13 protein-coding genes are annotated in these 18,590 nt (G+C 58.9%); 3 read left to right on the top strand and 10 right to left on the bottom strand.

Features of this window, described 5'->3' with window-relative positions; genetic code table 11:
• Positions 1–77: 77 nt before the first annotated feature.
• The 7 genes from cmk to purU all read right to left on the bottom strand — a co-directional run bounded on the left by cmk (position 78) and on the right by purU (position 9,994).
• Positions 78–758 (bottom strand): (d)CMP kinase, encoded by a 681-nt coding sequence (gene cmk / locus WA411_RS12990; protein ID WP_136629720.1) that lies wholly within the window; start codon positions 756–758, stop codon positions 78–80.
• Positions 758–2,986 carry a bifunctional prephenate dehydrogenase/3-phosphoshikimate 1-carboxyvinyltransferase gene (locus WA411_RS12995; RefSeq protein ID WP_291907767.1) on the bottom strand — a complete coding sequence of 743 codons (2,229 nt, stop codon included), beginning with the start codon at positions 2,984–2,986 and terminating at the stop codon, positions 758–760. The genes cmk and WA411_RS12995 overlap by 1 nt, the downstream gene beginning before the upstream one ends.
• A 1-nt stretch (position 2,987) precedes the next feature.
• Positions 2,988–4,112 carry a histidinol-phosphate transaminase gene (gene hisC / locus WA411_RS13000; protein WP_222464275.1) on the bottom strand — a complete coding sequence of 375 codons (1,125 nt, stop codon included), beginning with the start codon at positions 4,110–4,112 and terminating at the stop codon, positions 2,988–2,990.
• 45 nt (positions 4,113–4,157) lie between these two features.
• Positions 4,158–5,255, bottom strand: coding sequence for a prephenate dehydratase (gene pheA / locus WA411_RS13005; protein ID WP_069184606.1), 1,098 nt, complete (start codon positions 5,253–5,255; stop codon positions 4,158–4,160).
• A gap of 2 nt (positions 5,256–5,257) precedes the next feature.
• Positions 5,258–6,340, bottom strand: a complete 1,083-nt coding sequence (serC, locus tag WA411_RS13010) for a 3-phosphoserine/phosphohydroxythreonine transaminase (protein WP_291907771.1) — start codon at positions 6,338–6,340, stop codon at positions 5,258–5,260.
• 51 nt (positions 6,341–6,391) lie between these two features.
• Entirely contained in the window at positions 6,392–9,013 is a 2,622-nt protein-coding gene (gene gyrA / locus WA411_RS13015; protein WP_291907772.1) for a DNA gyrase subunit A, read from the bottom strand.
• 126 nt (positions 9,014–9,139) lie between these two features.
• Positions 9,140–9,994 (bottom strand): formyltetrahydrofolate deformylase, encoded by an 855-nt coding sequence (purU, locus tag WA411_RS13020; protein ID WP_069184603.1) that lies wholly within the window; start codon positions 9,992–9,994, stop codon positions 9,140–9,142.
• Positions 9,995–10,137: 143 nt separating this feature from the next.
• Between purU and ggt the strand changes: the two genes are divergently transcribed.
• From ggt to ftsH, 3 genes are read left to right on the top strand one after another with little or no spacing between them, the layout of a single operon-like run.
• Positions 10,138–11,901, top strand: coding sequence for a gamma-glutamyltransferase (ggt, locus tag WA411_RS13025; RefSeq protein WP_291907773.1), 1,764 nt, complete (start codon positions 10,138–10,140; stop codon positions 11,899–11,901).
• A 40-nt stretch (positions 11,902–11,941) separates the two neighbouring features.
• Positions 11,942–12,190, top strand: a complete 249-nt coding sequence (locus WA411_RS13030; protein ID WP_136629726.1) for a YkoF family thiamine/hydroxymethylpyrimidine-binding protein — start codon at positions 11,942–11,944, stop codon at positions 12,188–12,190.
• Positions 12,187–14,100, top strand: coding sequence for an ATP-dependent zinc metalloprotease FtsH (gene ftsH / locus WA411_RS13035; RefSeq protein WP_291907775.1), 1,914 nt, complete (start codon positions 12,187–12,189; stop codon positions 14,098–14,100). The genes WA411_RS13030 and ftsH overlap by 4 nt, the downstream gene beginning before the upstream one ends.
• Before the next feature lie 4 nt (positions 14,101–14,104).
• Here ftsH and WA411_RS13040 read toward each other — a convergent pair whose 3' ends face one another.
• The 3 genes from WA411_RS13040 to WA411_RS13050 all read right to left on the bottom strand — a co-directional run bounded on the left by WA411_RS13040 (position 14,105) and on the right by WA411_RS13050 (position 18,585).
• The gene (locus WA411_RS13040) at positions 14,105–14,944 is read right to left on the bottom strand and encodes a universal stress protein (protein ID WP_291907777.1); all 840 of its coding nucleotides are present in this window, start codon (positions 14,942–14,944) and stop codon (positions 14,105–14,107) included.
• 19 nt (positions 14,945–14,963) lie between these two features.
• A complete protein-coding gene (locus tag WA411_RS13045) occupies positions 14,964–17,363 on the bottom strand; it encodes a Lon protease family protein (RefSeq protein WP_291907779.1) in 2,400 nt (799 codons plus the stop codon).
• A 130-nt stretch (positions 17,364–17,493) separates the two neighbouring features.
• Positions 17,494–18,585: a sulfate/molybdate ABC transporter ATP-binding protein gene (locus WA411_RS13050; RefSeq protein WP_291907780.1), complete on the bottom strand. Its 1,092-nt coding sequence runs from the start codon at positions 18,583–18,585 to the stop codon at positions 17,494–17,496.
• Positions 18,586–18,590 lie beyond the last annotated feature (5 nt).

Genomic DNA, 18,590 nt, shown 5'->3' on the forward strand with positions numbered 1-18,590 from the left:
CTGTTAACAAGTTCCGGACTAAGCCTGTGGCTGGCAGATAGCGCTACATCCGGCATTTCAACGACAAAAAGGTGTAGTCAGGCCTGACCAGCTGCGGCCATACACCTGTCCAACACCTCTTCTATACTCAACCCCGTAGAATCAATGACTTGCGCATCATCCGCGGGCTTGAGAGGGGCTGCGGAACGGTTCATATCCCGTTCATCGCGAACCCGTATCTCCTCTAAAAGGGCGTCAATATTAACATCGACACCCGCGTCCTTCAACTGGCTATAGCGCCGCTGGGCCCTCTCCTCGGCGCTTGCCGTCAGGAAGATTTTTACCGGGGCATCCGGAAACACCACCGTCCCCATGTCGCGACCATCGGCCACCAGGCCTGGCGTTTGCCGGAAGTCGCGCTGGCGCTGCAAAAGAGCGTCCCGGACCGACTGAATCACGGCCACCTTCGAGGCATTATCGCCAGCCGATTCTGTACGTATATCTGCGGTCACATCCTGCCCTGCCAGAATAACCTTGACCGGCTCGCCTGCAGGCGTGGGCTCAAACGACACATCGAGTCCAGCGGCGACCTTTACCAGGCCAGCCTCGTCATCCAGAGACACACCCTGACGTACCGCCGCCAGGGCCGTCAGCCGGTACAAGGCACCACTGTCAAGCAAGTGCCAGCCAAGCTTTCGGGCCAGCATCTGGGTGATCGTGCCTTTACCCGAACCTCCAGGACCATCAACAGTGATCACCGGCGCACTGCTTTCAACCATTATTCAGCCCCCTCGGCTGAGATATTGATCCCCGTTCCCTGCGCAAGTTCCACAAATCCCGGGAAAGAGGTAGCCACATTCGCACAATCAGTGACTGTGATCTCTCCCGCGGCGCGCAGCGATGCCACTGCAAAAGACATGGCAATACGGTGGTCTCCGTGGCTGTTCACGGTACCGCCACCGATGGTCTGCCCGCCATCAATGATGATGCCATCCGGGGTTACGGTGGTTTCCACACCCAGGGCAGCCAGGCCATCGGCCATTACCTGAATGCGGTCGCTTTCCTTGACCCGAAGCTCCTCCGCGCCCCGCAGAACCGTGCGCCCTTTGGCGCAGGTGGCGGCAATGAACAGCACCGGGAATTCGTCAATGGCCAGGGGCACCTGATCTTCCGGAATATCGATTCCCTGCAGCTCCGCTGAGCGGACCCGCAGGTCAGCAACCGGCTCGCCACCGATTTCGCGCTCGTCCAGAATCTCGATGTTGGCACCCATCTGATTCAGGATGTTGATCACACCGACCCGAGTCGGATTCATGCCAACATGCCGCAGGACCAGATCAGAGCCCGGAGCGATGCTCGCCGCTACCAGGAAAAACGCCGATGAAGAAATATCGGCAGGCACATCAATGTTGGTTGCCGTCAGTTTACCGCCACCACTGACGCTGGCCGTCGCACCGTCCCGGTGAACGTGGTAGCCAAAGCCCGCCAGCATGCGCTCGGTGTGATCGCGCGTGGGAGCAGGCTCGGTGACCGATGTACTGCCCTCGGCATAAAGACCGGCCAGCAGGAGACATGACTTCACCTGGGCACTGGCTACTGGCATTTCGTAGTGGATTCCCTGCAACGTCTGGCCGCCACGGATTTTCAGCGGCGGGCGACCACCCTCTGCGGTATCGATCACCGCACCCATGGCCCTGAGCGGATCGGCAACGCGCCCCATCGGGCGGCCAGAGAGGCTCGCATCCCCGGTCAGCTCGGAATCAAAGGGCTGGGCTGCCAGCAAGCCGGCAAACAGCCGCATGGCGGTTCCCGAGTTACCCAGATACAGCGGCCCCCTTGGGCCCTGGAGGCCGTGCATGCCAACGCCGTGAATTCGTACGAAACCGTCGTCCGGGCCTTCGATGGTCACGCCCATGTCGCGGAACGCCTGAAGCGTGGCCAGGCTGTCCTCGCCTTCCAGAAATCCTTTCACTTCGGTTACGCCATCCGCGAGGGCGCCCAGCATGATCGAACGGTGCGACATCGACTTGTCGCCCGGAACCCGGATATCACCGGTAATCGCGCCACCGGGCTGAAGACGGAACGTCACCTGCTTTTCACTGTTGTTTGTCACGTAAGCCTGTCCTGAGAGCATCTTCGAAAAATGTTCACGCGCCGCCTTGGCGCGACTGAAAACCCGCAACAACGTGGCGCTGTCCTGATTGGCAATGGCAGTGCGCAGTTGTTCGAGGTCGTGGGTAAAGTGGTCAATCACGCGAAGAACCGCATCGCGGTTCGACAGAAAGATATCGTGCCACATCACCGGATCGCTGGCGGCAATCCGGGTAAAGTCCCTGAAGCCTCCAGCGGCGTACCGGAAGATATCCATATTTTCGTCTTCTCCCGCCAGGGTATCCACCAGGGAGAAAGCGATAAGGTGCGGCAGGTGGCTGGTGGCTGCCAGCACCTCGTCGTGATACGCCACCGACATGGTCAGCACCGTGGCCCCGCAGCCCTCCCATAAGGCCCTGAGCCGGGCAAGATGCGGCTGACTTACGTCTTCAGGCGGAGTAAGAATCACCTTGTGGTTGGCAAACAACTCGGGGTTCGCCGCCCGAATGCCACTTTTCTCGGAGCCAGCAATCGGATGGCCGGGAATGACCCGGGGCGTAAGACTGCCGAACACAGCCTCAACATCATTCACGAAGCTGGACTTCGTGCTACCCACGTCGGTCAGTATGGCGTCCGGTTCCAATGCGGGACGAATCTGCTCAAGAACCGCACGGGTTGCCCTGACTGGTACAGCCAGCACAACCAGATCGGCACCCCGCACGGCATCAGACACCGCCGTGGCCGCCTGATCGATCACGCCCAGCTCTTTGCCAAGCTGCAGTTCCTCATGACGCTGGTCCGCGCCAACGACCGTGTCGGCCAGCCCGTTGCGACGGATAGCACTGGCCAGGGAGCCACCAATCAGCCCCAGACCAATCACCGCGACCCGCTTGAACAAAGGCTCGGAAGACACCATATCAGTCGCTTAGCCCCGATGCGGTCAGGGCCTGGGCCAGCGCCTCGATAAAGCGCTCGTTCTCTTCCGGAAGGCCGACAGACACCCGCAGATGCCGGGGCATGCCATAGCCCGCGATGGGCCGGACAATCACGCCGTGAGCGAGCAGAGACTGGTACACGCCCATGGCCTGCTCTCCCACTTCCACGGCCACGAAATTCCCGGCCGACGGTATGTAGCTGAGTCCCATCCGGTCGAATGCGTCCTGCAACTGACGCAGACCGGCTGTATTCACATCGCGGGAACGCTGGAGATATTCCTCGTCTTCAAGCACAGCCGTGGCTGCGGACAGGGCAACGGTATCCACGTTAAACGGCTGGCGCACCCGATTGAGAATGTCGGCAATGGCCGGTGAAGAGATGCTGTACCCCACCCTGAGTGCGGCCAACCCCCAGGCCTTGGAAAACGTGCGGCAAACGATGAGATTCGGGAAGCGGTCCAACAGTTCGACGCCATCCGGGTATTGATCACCCGTCAGGTATTCGCAGTAGGCCTCATCCAGGACCACAAGTACGTTCTCGGGAATCTTTTTCAGGAACGACTCAATGGCTTCCGCTGTGTGAACCGTACCCGTGGGGTTGTTTGGGTTAGCGACAAACACGAGGCGAGTACGATCGGTGACCGCCTCGGCCATCGCATCCAGGTCGTGCCCCCATTCCCGGGCAGGCACAGAAACGCCCTTGGCGCCGATAGCCTGGGTCACCAGAGGATAAACGGCGAATGCGTACTGGGAGAAAACAACTTCGGAATCAGCATCCGCGAAACAGCGGGTGATCACTTCGAGAACGTCGTTCGAGCCGTTGCCAAGGGTAATCTGATCCATTCCAACGTTGAGACGCTTCGACAACGCCTGTTTCAGGTTGAATCCGTTACCGTCGGGGTACAGACAAAGTTCCGACAACGCCTGCCGCGCCGCCTCAAGGGCTTTCTCGCTGGGCCCGAGCGGGTTCTCATTGCTGGCAAGCTTGATGATTTCCGCCGGGTTGAGACCCAGTTCCCTTGCCAGCTCTTCGATCGGCTTGCCAGGCTGGTAGGGTGAGAGCGCCTGCACGCCGCGAACCGCCAGACTCTGGTAATCAATCGCCATACATTGTCCTCGACATTCTTTGCTCAAAAAGGCTGTTGCAACTACTCAAAGCACGCCAATCGGGTAGGAGCCCAGACGCTTGAGCTCAACCGCCTCTTCATCCACTTCAGCCAGCACCTTCCGGACCTGCTCGTCTTCCATGTGTCCCTCGAAATCGATATAGAACACATAGGCCCAGGTACCGCTCGGCGACGGCCGCGTTTCGATCCTGGTGAGGCTGAGGCCGTGGCGATGGAACGGTTCAAGGAGTTGATACAGCGCCCCCGGCTTGTTGCGCATGGACACCAGAATGGACGACTTGTCGTGACCGCTGGCCGGCACCTCCTCACGCCCAATAATCAGGAATCGGGTGGTATTGTCCGGTCGATCCTCGATGCTGTTTGCCAGCTTTTGCAGACCATAGAGCTCAGCCGCCATATCTCCGGCAATGGCTGCTGTTCCCGGCTCCTCGGCGGCACGCCGGGCGGCTTCCGCATTACTGGAAACGGTAACCCGCTCAATACCGTAGCGATGGGTATCCAGCCACTGCCGGCACTGGGCAAAGGACTGTTGATGGGAATAAATCCGGGTTATTTCCTGGTCGCCGTGCTTAGGAGACACCAGTAGATGATGGTGGATCCGCAGTTGAACCTCACCGCAGATCTTGAGCGGCGAGGACATAAACATATCCAGGGTATGGTTGATCATTCCCTCGGTGGAGTTTTCGACCGGTACCACACCGTAATGCGCTGCTCCCGATTCAACCTCCCGGAACACCGCGTCGATAGCCGGCAGTGGCACGCTGACCACCGAGTGACCGAAATGCTTGAGCGCTGCCGCCTGGGTAAAGGTGCCAATGGGCCCTAGGAAGGCAATGTGCATGGGCTTTTCAAGCGCCAGACAGGCGGACATGATTTCCCGGAACAGACGCGCCATTTCCTCACCGGAAAGCGGCCCCGGATTCTGCTCCTTGATGCGCCGAAGTACCTGGGCTTCCCGCTCCGGGCGGTAGAAAAAGACGTCCTGTCCCGGATTGGCGGTCATCTTCACATGGGCCACTTCCTGGGCACAGGCGGCCCTGGCACTGATAAGCTCCATGATCTTCTGATCAATCTGATCGATCTCGTCCCGCAGCTCTCCGAGCCGAACCTGCTCGTCACTCATGATCAGCCACGCTCCTTCGCAAATTCGGTCATGTAGTTAATCAGCGCATCGACACCGGCTTCGGGCATCGCGTTATAGATGCTCGCACGCATACCGCCAACCGAGCGATGTCCGGCCAGGTTCAACAGGCCACGGGCATTCGCTCCCTTGAGGAACTCACCATTCAGGGCGTCATCAGCCAGGGTGAATGGAACGTTCATCCAGGACCGGAAGCGCGGGTCAATCGGGTTGGCGTAAAACTCATTGGTATCGATAAAGTCATAGAGCTTGCGGGCTTTGCGCAGGTTGATCTCACCCATCGCCTTCACACCGCCCTGCTCTTTAAGCCACTTGAATACCAGGCCGGCCAGGTACCATGAGTAAGTCGCCGGGGTGTTGTACATGGAACCGTTATCCGCGATCACCTGGTAGTTCATCATGGTCGGTGTCTCCTTGCGGGCCCTGCCCAGGAGATCCTTGCGAATAATTACCACCACCAGACCCGAGGGACCGATATTCTTCTGGGCGCCGGCATAGATCAGGCCGAATTTCGACACATCCACCGGGCGCGAAAGCATTGTGGAAGACATATCCGCCACCAGTGGAACCGCAGGGCTGTCCGGAACAAAATCGAATTCCAGACCGCCAATGGTTTCATTCGGCGTGTAGTGCAGGTAGGCCGCATCGGCACTGCTCTGCCAGGATGTCTGGTCCGGAATCGTTGTAAAGCCACTGTCTTCCGAACTGGCCACTACGTTCACTTTGCCATAGCGACTGGCCTCGGCAATGGCCTTTTTGGACCAGATGCCGGTGTTCACGTAGTCAGCGGAGCCTTTTTCGCCCAGCAGATTCAGGGGAATGGTGGAAAACTGGCTGGACGCCCCGCCCTGCATGAACAGAACGGCGTAGTCGTCAGACACGCCGGCCAGTTCACGCAGATCTTGTTCAGCAGTCTCGGCAATCTGGACAAACTCGTCGCTGCGATGGCTCATTTCCATCACCGACATGCCGGTACCGCGCCAGTCGAGCATTTCATCCCGCGCCTGACGAAGCACGCTTTCCGGCAAGGTGGCCGGACCTGCACAAAAGTTATACGCCCTGCTCATGTTGCTGCTTTCTCTCAAGTCTTACTGAATCTGTCTGTGGCAAGTGCCGGCTTATTCTTCGCCGGCACTCTCGCCTTCGTCACCTTCTTGCGGGCTATCGTCGGCAACAATCGGATTGCCTTCGCTGTCGAGCTCTTCGTCGTCGGTTTCCGCGATCCGCTCAACGCCCACCAGGCGCTCGTCTTCCTGGCTCAGCTTGATCAGGCGAACACCCTGGGTATTCCGGCTCAGAACCGACACTTCGTCTGTCCGGGTACGAACCAGCGTGCCCTTGTCAGAGATGAGCATCATCTCGTCGCCTTCAAACAGCTGCAGGGCCGTTACCAGGTTACCGTTACGCTCGGAGCACTGCATCGCAATAACGCCCTGACTGCCCCGGCTGTAGGTCGGGAACTCGTCAATGGCGGTCCGCTTGCCGTAGCCGTTTTCCGAGGCGGTCAGGATAACCCCTCCTTCCTGCGGAATAATCAGCGACACCACATGGTGACCTTCCGGCATCTTGATACCGCGAACACCACGGGCGGTCCGGCTCATCGGGCGAACAGCTTCCTCGTTAAAGCGCACCGCCTTGCCGGCAGTCGAGAACAGCATGACCTCGGCATCACCCTTGGTAATGGCCGCGCCGATCAGGGTATCGCCTTCGTCCAGAGACAGGGCAATCAGACCGGTGCTGCGCGGACGCGAGAAGTTCGGCAACGGCGTCTTCTTGACCACACCGGCAGAGGTGGCCATCAGGACGAACTGGTCCTCCGGATAATCACGAACCGGCAGGAATGTGGTGATACGCTCACCTTCCTCCAGCGGCAGGATATTCACCATGGGCCGACCGCGAGATGCCCGACTGGCGCGTGGAATCTCGAACACCCGCAGCCAGTAGACCTTGCCACGGTTGGAGAAACACAAAATCGTATCGTGGGAGTTGGCCACCAGCAGCTTCTCGACGAAATCTTCGTCCTTCATGGAGGTGGCTGCCTTGCCGCGACCACCACGGCGCTGAGCCTGATAGTCTTCAACGGCCTGGGTCTTGGCATAACCGCTGTGGGAAATGGTCACCACAAGATCTTCTTCGTCAATCAGGTCGGCGATGGTCAGGTCGCGACGGGAGCTGGTGATTTCGGTACGACGCTCGTCACCAAATTCGCTGACGATCGCTTCCAGCTCTTCCCGGATGACCTGGAGCAGGCGCTCGGGGTCGCCCAGAATATCGAGCAAATCGGCGATCTTCTCGAGAATTTCCTTGTACTCGTTCTGCAGCTTCTCGGTCTCGAGGCCGGTCAGACGGTGCAGGCGCAGATCCAGAATCGCCTGGGCCTGTTCCGGAGAAAGATGATACAGCCCCTCACGCAGGCCATAGATTTCCGGCAGGTCATCCGGACGGCAGGCGTCCTGGCCGGCACGCTCCAGCATGGCCATCACATCGCCCGGGGACCAGCCCTTGGCAACCAGCTTTTCCTTGGCTTCGGCGGCAGACGGCGAGGCCTTGATCAGCTCGATAATCTCGTCGATGTTGGCCAGGGCAACGGTCAGGCCTTCCAGAATATGGCCGCGCTCACGGGCCTTGCGCAGTTCGTAAATGGTCCGGCGGGTCACCACTTCACGACGGTGACGAACGAACGCATCCAGCAACTGCTTCAGGTTCAGGGTCTTCGGCTCACCGTTGATCAGGCCAACCATGTTGATGCCGAATACAGTCTCAAGCTGGGTCTGGGCAAACAGGTTGTTGACCACAACATCCGGGTTCTCACCCCGACGCAGCTCGATCACCACCCGGATACCTTCCTTGTTGGACTCATCCCGTAGCTCGGAGATACCTTCAAGACGCTTCTCTTTCACCAGCTCGGCGATCTTCTCGATCAGGCGGGCCTTGTTCAGCTGATACGGCAGCTCGGTGATGATGATGGCATCGCGGTTGGTCTTGTTGTCGTGCTCGATCTCGTGACGGGCGCGGATGTAAATGCGGCCACGACCCGTACGGTAGGCCTCAACAATGCCGGCACGGCCATTGATAATGCCCTGGGTCGGGAAATCCGGGCCCGGGATGTATTCCATCAGTTCATCGATGGTCAGATCCGGGTTATCAATCAGCGCCAGACAGCCATTCACGACTTCCGTGAGATTGTGCGGCGGAATATTAGTGGCCATACCAACGGCGATACCGGAGGAACCGTTCACCAGCAGGTTGGGAACCCGGGTAGGCAGAACCTCGGGAATCCGCTCGGTGCCGTCGTAGTTATCAACGAAATCGACGGTTTCCTTATCCAGATCCGCCAGCAGGGAGTGGGCAATCTTCTCCATGCGGATCTCGGTGTAACGCATGGCGGCCGCGTTGTCGCCGTCGATGGAACCGAAGTTACCCTGGCCATCCACCAACGGATACCGCAGGGAGAATGGCTGGGCCATACGAACGATGGTGTCGTATACCGCAGAGTCACCGTGGGGGTGGTATTTACCGATAACATCACCCACAACACGGGCGGACTTCTTGTAGGCCTTGTTCCAGTCGTTGTTCAGTTCGGACATGGCGAACAGGACACGGCGGTGAACCGGCTTGAGGCCATCCCTCACATCCGGAAGCGCCCGCCCGACGATCACGCTCATGGCGTAATCGAGGTAGGACTGTTTTAACTCGTCTTCAATATTGACCGGCAGGATCTCTTTGGCTAACTCACCCATCGAGAAAGGTTCCTTTGCGTTATCTGGAAGTCGTATCAGGGCCGTTTCCGGGCCCCATAGTTATTCTTCAACAAGCCGCCAAGTCTACCACAGTCGCACCCTCTCCGGGGCAACTGTGAGGCAGCCTTAATCAAACACCACTGTCTTGTTTTCGTAGGTGATCACCCGATCCTCGATGTGAGAACGCAGGCCCCTGGCCAGCACGTTCTTCTCGACATCCTTACCGAGGCGGACCATATCCTCGATGGAGTCACTGTGGGTGATCCGGATAACGTCCTGCTCGATGATCGGGCCCTCGTCGAGGTCCTGGGTCACGTAGTGGCAGGTGGCACCAATCAGCTTAACACCGCGACTGTAGGCCTGATGATAAGGGCGAGCACCGGCGAAGGACGGCAGGAAGCTGTGATGGATGTTGATCACCTTGCCGGAGTATTTCTCACAGAGCTCGCCGGGAAGGATCTGCATGTAGCGCGCCAGCACCACCACATCGGCTTCGTATTTCTGGAACAGCTCATCAATATGGGCGAAGGCATCTGCCTTGTTTTCCTTGCTGACCGGTACGTGGTGATACGGAATCTCGTGCCACTCCACCATCCGGCGCAGGTCGTCATGGTTGGAGATGACCGCCACTATCTCGGCGTTGATCTCCTTGCTGTGCCAGCGGTGCAAAAGATCCGCCACACAGTGGGATTCCTTGCTGCACATCAGGATGACTTTCTTCGGCTGGGCCGAATCGGCGATGTGCCAGTTCATGTTGAATTCGCGGGCAATCGGCTCGAACGCCGCCCGGAATTGGTCAAGACCAAACGGTATCGAGGTGGCCTTGATCTCGTGCCGCATGAAAAACCAGCCGGTTTGCGTGTCGGAATGGTGACTCGCCTCGGTAATCCAGCCATTGTATGTAGACAGAAAATTACTCACCTTGGCGACAATTCCCACCCGGTCGGGGCAGGAAATCACAAGACGATAGGTATGCTCCATGAAAGCCTTTCCTTAACTGAAATCCGGGAAAGCAGGTACGTCGGGGAATCACCGCCGACGTTAACGGCAGGTTAACGGTACGCACCTATGAAAATGACCGGCTATCATAGCCTATCTGAACGCCAGAAACGAGGAATGGAGATATGGACAGAGGCCTCTACCAACGCACAATCAAAAACGTCTCCACGGGGCGCTCAGGCCGCCTTTCGATTGCGGCCGCCCTGGCCTTTTTAATTACCACCACGCCGGCCTTCGGACAGGCCATTCTCGAGGGTGAACGGTTTCACCCGGTTACCGCAACCCAGGGCATGGTTGCCACCAGTCATACACTGGCCACCGAGGTGGCTCTGGAAGTGCTGAAAAACGGCGGGAATGCAATCGATGCAGCCGTTACCGCCGGTTTCGCACTGGCTGTCACCCAGCCTCGTTCCGGCAACATTGGCGGTGGCGGTTTCATGCTGATTTCCAGGGGCGACGGCTCAGATCCGGAAGCCATTGATTATCGGGAAAAAGCGCCAGCTGCCGCCACAGAAACCATGTTCCAGGACGAATCCGGCGAGGTGGTCAAGAACCGCAGTCGTTTTACCCACCTGGCCGCAGGGGTTCCAGGAACGGTTGCCGGCCTGGCACTGGCGCTGGAGCGCCACGGCACCATTACCCTCAAGCAGGCACTGGCGCCAGCCATCAAGCTTGCCCAAGAGGGTTTCGTGGTGCCCCAGCGTTTTACTGAAGGTCTGGAGCAGGCCCGGGAGAGACTCGAGCGATGGCCCGCCACCCGTGACACCTTTTATAAGGAAGACGGCAGCGCCTGGCAGCCCGGAGAACGTTTTCGACAGCCGGAACTGGCGGCAACACTCCAGCGCATTGCCGACAATGGCGTGAAAGGCTTTTACGAAGGCGAAACGGCCGATCTGATTGCCAGCGAAATGGAACGAAATGGCGGCCTGATCACGCACCAGGACCTCAAAGACTACCGCCCGGTAGTCCGAGAGCCGGTTTACGGCAACTATCGCGGGTACGATATTTTCTCCATGTCGCCGCCCTCCTCCGGTGGCACCCACATTGTCCAGATCCTGAATATCCTGGAAGGCTTCCCGATGGCCGAGTTTGGCCACAACTCCGCTGATGCGATTCATCACATGGCCGAAGCCATGAAACTGGCCTACGCCGACCGTTCAAAATACCTGGGCGACACCGATTATGTGGAGGTGCCACTGGCGGGGTTAACCAGCAAAGGCTACGCAGACGAACTCCGCAAAGGCATTAATCCGGACAGGGCACGACCAGCCAGCGACATCAATCCCGGCCAGCCGGCTGTCTGGGAAAGCCCTGAAACCACCCATTTTTCCGTGGTGGATAAATGGGGCAACGCGGTATCAAACACCTACACCATCAATTTCAGTTACGGATCCGGCATTACGGTGGAAGGCGCCGGATTCCTGCTTAACAACGAAATGGACGACTTCAGTGCCAAGCCCGGTGTACCCAACGCTTATGGTCTGATCGGCGGCGAAGCCAACAAGGTTGAGCCCGGCAAGCGCATGCTGAGCTCCATGTCGCCCACCATCGTGAAAAAGGATGGCAAGAACGTTCTGGTTACCGGCAGCCCCGGGGGCTCCCGGATCATTACCACCACCTTGCAGGTGATCCTCAATGTGATTGATCATGGCATGAACGTTCAGACCGCCGTGAGCGCACCCCGCATGCATCACCAGTGGCTGCCGGATGAAATCCGGATCGAACAGGGCATCAGCCCGGACACCATTCGACTGCTGGAGGAACGCGGGCATAAGGTGGTAGGCGGATCAGCCATGGGCGCCATCCAGAGCATCCTGATTGACGAAGACGGTGTTCTAAATGGTGGCGCGGACCCGAGGAGGAGCACTTCGTCGGCCATGGGCTATTAACGGGCAATTGACCGGGGTCACTAACCTGAAAGGAGGCTTTATGTATCTTTCTGTACAGCTGAGCTGCTATCCCCTGAAAGAGGAGTACAAGCAGCCAATCAAAGACCTGATCGCGCGCCTGGAGCAGACCGGACTGGAAGTCTACCCGGGGCGAATGAGCACCGAGATTTTCGGCGACTATGATGAGGTAATGGACGTGCTCTCGGATACCATGAAATGGTCATTCGAGACTTACGGAAAATCCGTCTTCGTGGCAAAGATCATGGAGGGCGACCGGAGACCGAGATGACAGCACCGGGTGGGCCAGACAATCAGCAACAGAAGCCGGACCAGAACCAACAGCCGGCAATCCCGAACCAGTTTGCATTCCTGTGGCTCAGTGCCGCCATCTTCCTGATGGTGCTCTGGCTTCAGGACGGCGGACAACCCCGGCTTCAGGATCTGGCCTATTCCGAATTCAAGACCGCTGTGATGAACAATCAGGTGGCGGAAGTCACTCTGAAAGAAGAATCCATCACCGGTCTGTTTACCGACAGCGGTGCTGCAGACTTCAGCTCTGACAGCCCCGCACGGACCAGCACCCCGGGGTTCCAGACCATCCGCCCGCCCATGGAAGACCCCGCCCTGCTCAACCTGCTGGAAGAGCACGAAGTTGTAATCCGGGCCACCCCCTCCGGCCTACCCTGGTGGCAGGAAATGATCCGCGGCTTCCTGCCCTGGATCCTTCTGCTGGCCCTGATGTTCTGGTTCTGGGGCGCCGCCCAGAAGCGGATGACCCAGGGTGGTGGGCCGTTTGATTTCAGCCGTTCCAAGGCAAGACGGGCCCGGAAGGAAACCTCGACGGCAACACTCGATGATGTCGCCGGCATTGAATCCGCCAAGCGGGAAATTGCCGAGATCATCGATTTCCTGAAATCTCCCGAAAAATACCGGGCACTGGGTGCTGTCATGCCCAAGGGCGTGCTTCTGGTCGGCCCGCCCGGCACCGGCAAGACACTGCTGGCCCGGGCCATCGCCGGCGAAGCCGAAGTGCCCTTCTACAGCATCAGCGCCTCGGAATTCATCGAGATGTTCGTGGGTGTTGGCGCCGCGCGGGTTCGGGACATGTTCAAGGAAGCCCGGAAAGACGCGCCGGCGCTGGTTTTCATCGACGAACTGGATGCCATTGGCCGATCACGTGGTGCGGGCCTGGGTGGTGGCCATGATGAAAGAGAGCAGACCCTGAATCAGATCCTCACGGAAATGGACGGGTTCGAGGCCCACGAAAATGTTCTGGTACTGGCTGCCACCAACCGGCCGGACGTTCTGGACAGTGCCCTGCTCCGCCCGGGCCGTTTTGACCGCAAGATCACCCTCGACCGCCCCCACAAGGAGGCCCGCGCGGCCATCCTGGCCGTTCACGTGCGAAAGGTACCCTTGGCGAATGATGTCGACCTGGATCAACTGGCCGCGCGCACGATCGGTTTCTCCGGGGCGGACCTGAAAAACCTGGTGAATGAAGCCGCGCTGACGGCAGCCCGGGAAAACCTGCACGAGGTGAACGCCCATTGCTTTGAGCTGGCAAGGGACAGAATCATTCTCGGCGAAGAACGGGACACCAAGCTCACGCCCAAGGAGCGGGAGGCGGTTGCCTACCACGAGTGCGGCCACGCCATCATGGCCTATTACATGCCCAACGCCGACCCACTCACCAAATTAACGATCATCCCTCACGGCATGGCCATGGGGGTGACCGAACAAACGCCTCGGGAAGACCACTACACCTACAACGAGAGTTACCTCAAGGATCGCATCAAGGTGATGCTTGGTGGCCGCTGTTCGGAAAAGCTGATTTATGGTGAAGTCAGCACCGGGGCCCAGAATGACCTGAAGGAAGCCACCGCTCTGGTACGCAAAATGGTCGGTCAGTGGGGTATGAGTGAAAAAATCGGCCCCCTTGGCTTAAGCATTGGCGAAGAGCATGTGTTCCTTGGCCGGGAGATGGGCATGCCCAGGGAATTCAGTGAAAAGATGGCCGAGATGATCGATGAGGAAATTCAGTCCCAACTGCTGGCGCTGGAGAGGGCTACCCTGGACTTCCTGACCGAGCACCGAAACCAGCTGGAAGCGCTCGCCACGGCCGTATTGAAGCACGAAACCCTCTCTGCCGAAGACGTCGAGGAAATCCTGCGCAAGGAAGACGCTCGCAAGATTGCTTGAGGATTCAGGGAGTCACAGTCACCGGAAGATTCAGTGCCACCAGCAACCGCTCCGCGCCAGGTTCCTGAAGCAAAGAACAATCACGGCTAAGCACCAGCTGAACGGCTTTCTCCTCGCGCAAAATACCGGCTACGGTAACTGGGTCCGTTGATGGCAGCGACCGTACACGAAAGTCCCGCTCTGGAATACCCAGCTCCAGAAGTATGCGTTGCCGCTCCTCGGGCGGAATATCCGGTCCTGCCCCCAGCAACATCGTTACCGGCCGATGGGAATACCGAATAGCCTCAGCTGCTGCCTGAACCGCTCGGCTGTTGGCCTCCCTGTGATCATTCAGAAAAACCACTACCCGGCCCTGCGGCAAAACGCGATGTTCGCACCAGAGCAGAACCCTGCCCGGCGAACGACGAACCAGCCCCTTGGCCGTTGACCCCAGGCGCGCCCCCGGCGCCGAGGACCAACCAACTCGGCCAAGCACCAGAAGATCCCGGGGCCCAGCCAGAGCCAGCACTTCATCAATTACATGGCCACGGGCAATGCTGAGCGTGTGCTTGCCGCCATATGGCGCTACAGCGCCAGCCAAAGCGCGCCGAGCCTGGCTGGCCAGCCTTTGCATTCGCTGCTCAACGCCGGCCGGATCAAAGGGGCGGCTGACGCCGGACGAAGCCCCCACCTCTCGAGCAAACCCATACCCTGCACTTCGCAACAGGTTCAGTTCCTCAACAAACACGCCAAGCACATCAGCACCGGTGGACCCTGCAATCTCTGCCGCAGCCTTCAACGCGGCATAGCTCATTCTCGAGCCATCCAGCAGTACAAGCACACGGCCGGCTTCATCACTGCTCACAGCCCGAGCTCCAGGTGTGTCAGTCACTGTCCTTACCTCCGCCGTTGTTTGCATCTCCATTGCTATCCCGCTTTTTGCTGGCCTCCGCAAATTTCTCGAGGCGCTCGGCAACCCGGCGATTGAAGCTGTTAGCTGGAAACTCGCCATTACTGTCCAGCTCCCCCGCCTCCAGGCCGGTCAAAAGCTCAATGGCTTCGTTGATATGGGAGATCGGATAGATCCGGAATCGGTCCTCGACAATCGCCTGCCTGACATCGGCCCTGAGCATCAAGTGCTCAACATTGCTTGCCGGCAGCAGAACGCCCTGGCCCCCAACCCCACCAGCTTCCCTGCAGACATCGAAAAAGCCTTCGATCTTCTCATTCACGCCACCCACCGCCTGAACTTCACCATGCTGGTTCATGGACCCTGTTACGGCGAAGGACTGCCTGATTGGCACCCGGGAAATGGCTGAAAGCAGTACACAGGTTTCTGCCACTGAAGCGGAATCGCCCTCAACACCACCGTAGGATTGCTCGAAAGCCAGGCTCGCCGACAGCGACAGCTCACCATCACCGGCATACCGGCTTGCCAGGAACCGGGACAGTATCATCACGGCCTTGCTGTGAATGGGGCCACCCAGTTTTGCCTCCCGCTCAATATCCACCACCTGCCCCTTGCCCGGCCGGGCCGTAGCGGTAATCCGGGTGGGCTGTCCGAACATCGACGCGCCCAGCCTGAGTACCGATAGGCCATTCACCTGAGCCACTTCATCTCCCGAAGTGGCAATGATCACCACACCCCGGCTGATTTGCTCCCGACTTCTTTCCCGAACCCGGCTGGCCCGGTATTCCCGCTCATCAATAGCCTGCTGGAGATGGCTGGCCTCGACGGTATCGGCGCCCGCCTGGCTGGCCCAATGGTCAGCCTCACTGAGTATGTCCCGGAGCACGCGGTCGTGGGCGGTCAGTTTGCGTTGGTCCGCCGCCAGCCGGCTTGCATGCTCAATCAGCCTGGCTACGGCACCTCGCTCCAGCGGCCGCATTTTCAGGGCCCGGGCCATGGTGGCGATCATCCGGGCGTAGAGTTCGTAGCAGTCATCGTTACGATCAAGATCATCCTCAAAATCCGCCTCAACCTTGAAGAGGTCCAGGAAATCCGGATCGTAATGGGACAACAGGTAGTACAGCATCCGGTCCCCAAGCAAAACCACTTTGACCGACACGGGAATTGGCTCCGGCTGCAGACTGACGGTACTTACCAATCCATAGAGCCGCTCCAGGGACTCGATGCGGATTTCACCGGATGACAGAATCCGCTTCAGGCTTTCCCAGGCCATGGGCTGAGTCAGCACCCGCCGGGCATCGATGATCAGATAGCCGCCGTTGGCGCGGTGCATGGAACCACCGCGAATCAACGTGAAGTCGGTATAGAGGTTGCCCTGACGGGCCCGATGTTCAATCTGCCCGGCCAGGTGCTGATGATTGGGCAGATCCTCGTAGATAACCGGCGCGCCGACGGTTTCGGCGTTATCCACCAGCAAATTGACCTTGTACCGCGCCAGCAGCCCTGCCGGTGGCCCGTTATCACTGTCCTGAAAGGCTTCGGCATGCTCCACCACGTCTTCTCGGACCGCGTCCAGGTAATCGACAACCTCCGGGAGATGTGACCACTTTTCCCTCAGTTCCCCGATCGGGCCGCCGAGAGTCAGCTGCACCATCTCTTCATTCAGGGCATGGACCCGCTCACGCACTTCTTTCCGCATCCTGGGAATCTGCTGGATGGTCTGCTGCAGCTTTTTCTGCAGTTCCTCAACCTTGGATTCAACCAGTTGCTTTTCTTCATCGGAGAATTTCTTGTATTCCTCGGGATCGATCACCTCACCTTTGCGCATGGGGGCAAAGGTAAAACCGGCTGGTGTGGTGATCATGGCAATGTTGTTGCGGTTGGCCTCTTCCTGGATCTCGAACAGCCCCTGGTGCTGGCGCTTGGCCATCTCTTCCTGCAGCTCCTGCAAGCGGGCCTGGTACTCCTCGCTCTCAAAGGCCGCCGGAATGGCCGTGCGAAGCTCCTCGGCCAGATCACTCATGTCTTTTTTGAATTGTTGCCCCTGGCCCGCTGGCAACTGGATCGCACCCGGCCGATCTGAAAAGCGGAAGTTATAGACATGGCACCAATCCGGAGGAACCGGTTGCCTGGCTGCATGCCGGGAAAGAAAGCGCTCAACAAGTTCATGCTTACCTGCCCCGGAGGGCCCGAGGACAAACAGATTGAACCCATCAGCCCGGATACCGGCGCCAAATTCCAGCGCTCGCAGAACCCGGTCCTGACCGTAGGGTTGATCCAGGTCTTGCAGGTCATCGGTGGTCAGGAAATCCAGTTTTTCCTCTGGACAAGCGTGATAGACCTGGTCTGCGGTTAACGGGGCGGGTAATGGCATTACATCCTCCTGATGGTTTCCACCCGGGTGTGGAATACGCCGATGATGTCGGACGAGTCATCCGGGGGCGGCGCCCCCTCATCAGGAAACTATAGATTATGGCCGGCGCCCTGCTCCAGCCATCGGGGCACTAACGCCACTCGAGGGTCTTGGGCTCGGGCGAATGCTCACAGAACAGGTGGCCGACATCCGGCACCGCAAAGCAGCGATCACCGCGCTGGGGTTGGCGGGCGTTGAACTCGGTATGGCTGATGCCAACCTCCCACAACTCGTCACACTCCCAACCATCGGGCTTGAGTTCGATCCGCACTTCGGCACCGATCAGGTTGATGGCCTCGATACGGAACGGCAGATGGGCCTGGTCACTGGCGGACTGGGTCAGGCGAACTTCGTGGGGCCGAAGATAGAGCTGGGCGTCGTCGTTTTCGCAGCCTTCAGGTAAGCGAATCCAGGCATCGCCCTGGCTCATGACGCCGTCGCGAATCTTGCCGGAAAGCACATTTACCTGGCCGAGAAATTCGAACACGAACCGGCTGTCCGGACGACCGTAAAGCTCCAGGGGCGTATCAACCTGCTCAATCCGGCCATTGCTCATCACCACCACCTGATCGGAGAGTTCCAGGGCTTCTTCCTGATCGTGAGTCACGAACACACTGGTGAAGTGCAGCTCGTCGTGCAGACTTCGCAGCCAGCGGCGTAGGTCTTTTCGCACCTTGGCATCAAGCGCGCCGAAGGGTTCATCCAGCAAGAGAATCTCTGGCCGCATGGCCATGGCACGAGCCAACGCAATGCGCTGCTTCTGGCCACCGGAGAGTTGCGCCGGGTAACGGCCCGCCAGATGTTCCAGCTGCACCATCTCCAGCAGGTCTTTCACCCGCTTGCGGATCTCCGGTTTACCCGGGCGCTCCTTACGCGGAAGCACGTTAAGGCCAAAGGCCACGTTCTCGGCCACTGTCATGTGGCGGAACAACGCATAATGCTGGAACACGAACCCCACGCGCCGGTCCCGCACGTGCAGGTCGGTCACATCCCTGCCGCTGAACCGTATTCTCCCCGATTCCGGGGTTTCCAGGCCGGCAATGATCCGCAGCAGCGTAGTCTTGCCCGAGCCAGAGGGGCCCAGCAACGCCGTGAGCTGGCCGTCCGGAATGGTCAGATTGATATCATGCAGGGCCTGGAACTTGTCGAAAAACTTGTTGATACCCTGTATCTCGATGCTCATTGGAA

It is taken from the genome of Marinobacter sp. CH_CUG1437-1 (assembly GCF_037029655.1).
GTDB lineage: Bacteria > Pseudomonadota > Gammaproteobacteria > Pseudomonadales > Oleiphilaceae > Marinobacter > Marinobacter salsuginis.

Excerpts from the sequence above, each read along its gene's own strand:
- WA411_RS12995 (WP_291907767.1), bottom strand. The coding sequence starts at position 2,986 with ATGGTGTCTTCCGAGCCTTTGTTCAAGCGGGTCGCGGTGATTGGTCTG.
- purU (WP_069184603.1), bottom strand. The coding sequence starts at position 9,994 with ATGGAGCATACCTATCGTCTTGTGATTTCCTGCCCCGACCGGGTGGGA.
- ggt (WP_291907773.1), top strand. The coding sequence starts at position 10,138 with ATGGACAGAGGCCTCTACCAACGCACAATCAAAAACGTCTCCACGGGG.
- pheA (WP_069184606.1), bottom strand. The coding sequence starts at position 5,255 with ATGAGTGACGAGCAGGTTCGGCTCGGAGAGCTGCGGGACGAGATCGAT.
- WA411_RS13045 (WP_291907779.1), bottom strand. The coding sequence starts at position 17,363 with ATGCCATTACCCGCCCCGTTAACCGCAGACCAGGTCTATCACGCTTGT.
- WA411_RS13030 (WP_136629726.1), top strand. The coding sequence starts at position 11,942 with ATGTATCTTTCTGTACAGCTGAGCTGCTATCCCCTGAAAGAGGAGTAC.
- hisC (WP_222464275.1), bottom strand. The coding sequence starts at position 4,112 with ATGGCGATTGATTACCAGAGTCTGGCGGTTCGCGGCGTGCAGGCGCTC.
- ftsH (WP_291907775.1), top strand. The coding sequence starts at position 12,187 with ATGACAGCACCGGGTGGGCCAGACAATCAGCAACAGAAGCCGGACCAG.
- WA411_RS13050 (WP_291907780.1), bottom strand. The coding sequence starts at position 18,585 with ATGAGCATCGAGATACAGGGTATCAACAAGTTTTTCGACAAGTTCCAG.
- gyrA (WP_291907772.1), bottom strand. The coding sequence starts at position 9,013 with ATGGGTGAGTTAGCCAAAGAGATCCTGCCGGTCAATATTGAAGACGAG.
- cmk (WP_136629720.1), bottom strand. The coding sequence starts at position 758 with ATGGTTGAAAGCAGTGCGCCGGTGATCACTGTTGATGGTCCTGGAGGT.
- serC (WP_291907771.1), bottom strand. The coding sequence starts at position 6,340 with ATGAGCAGGGCGTATAACTTTTGTGCAGGTCCGGCCACCTTGCCGGAA.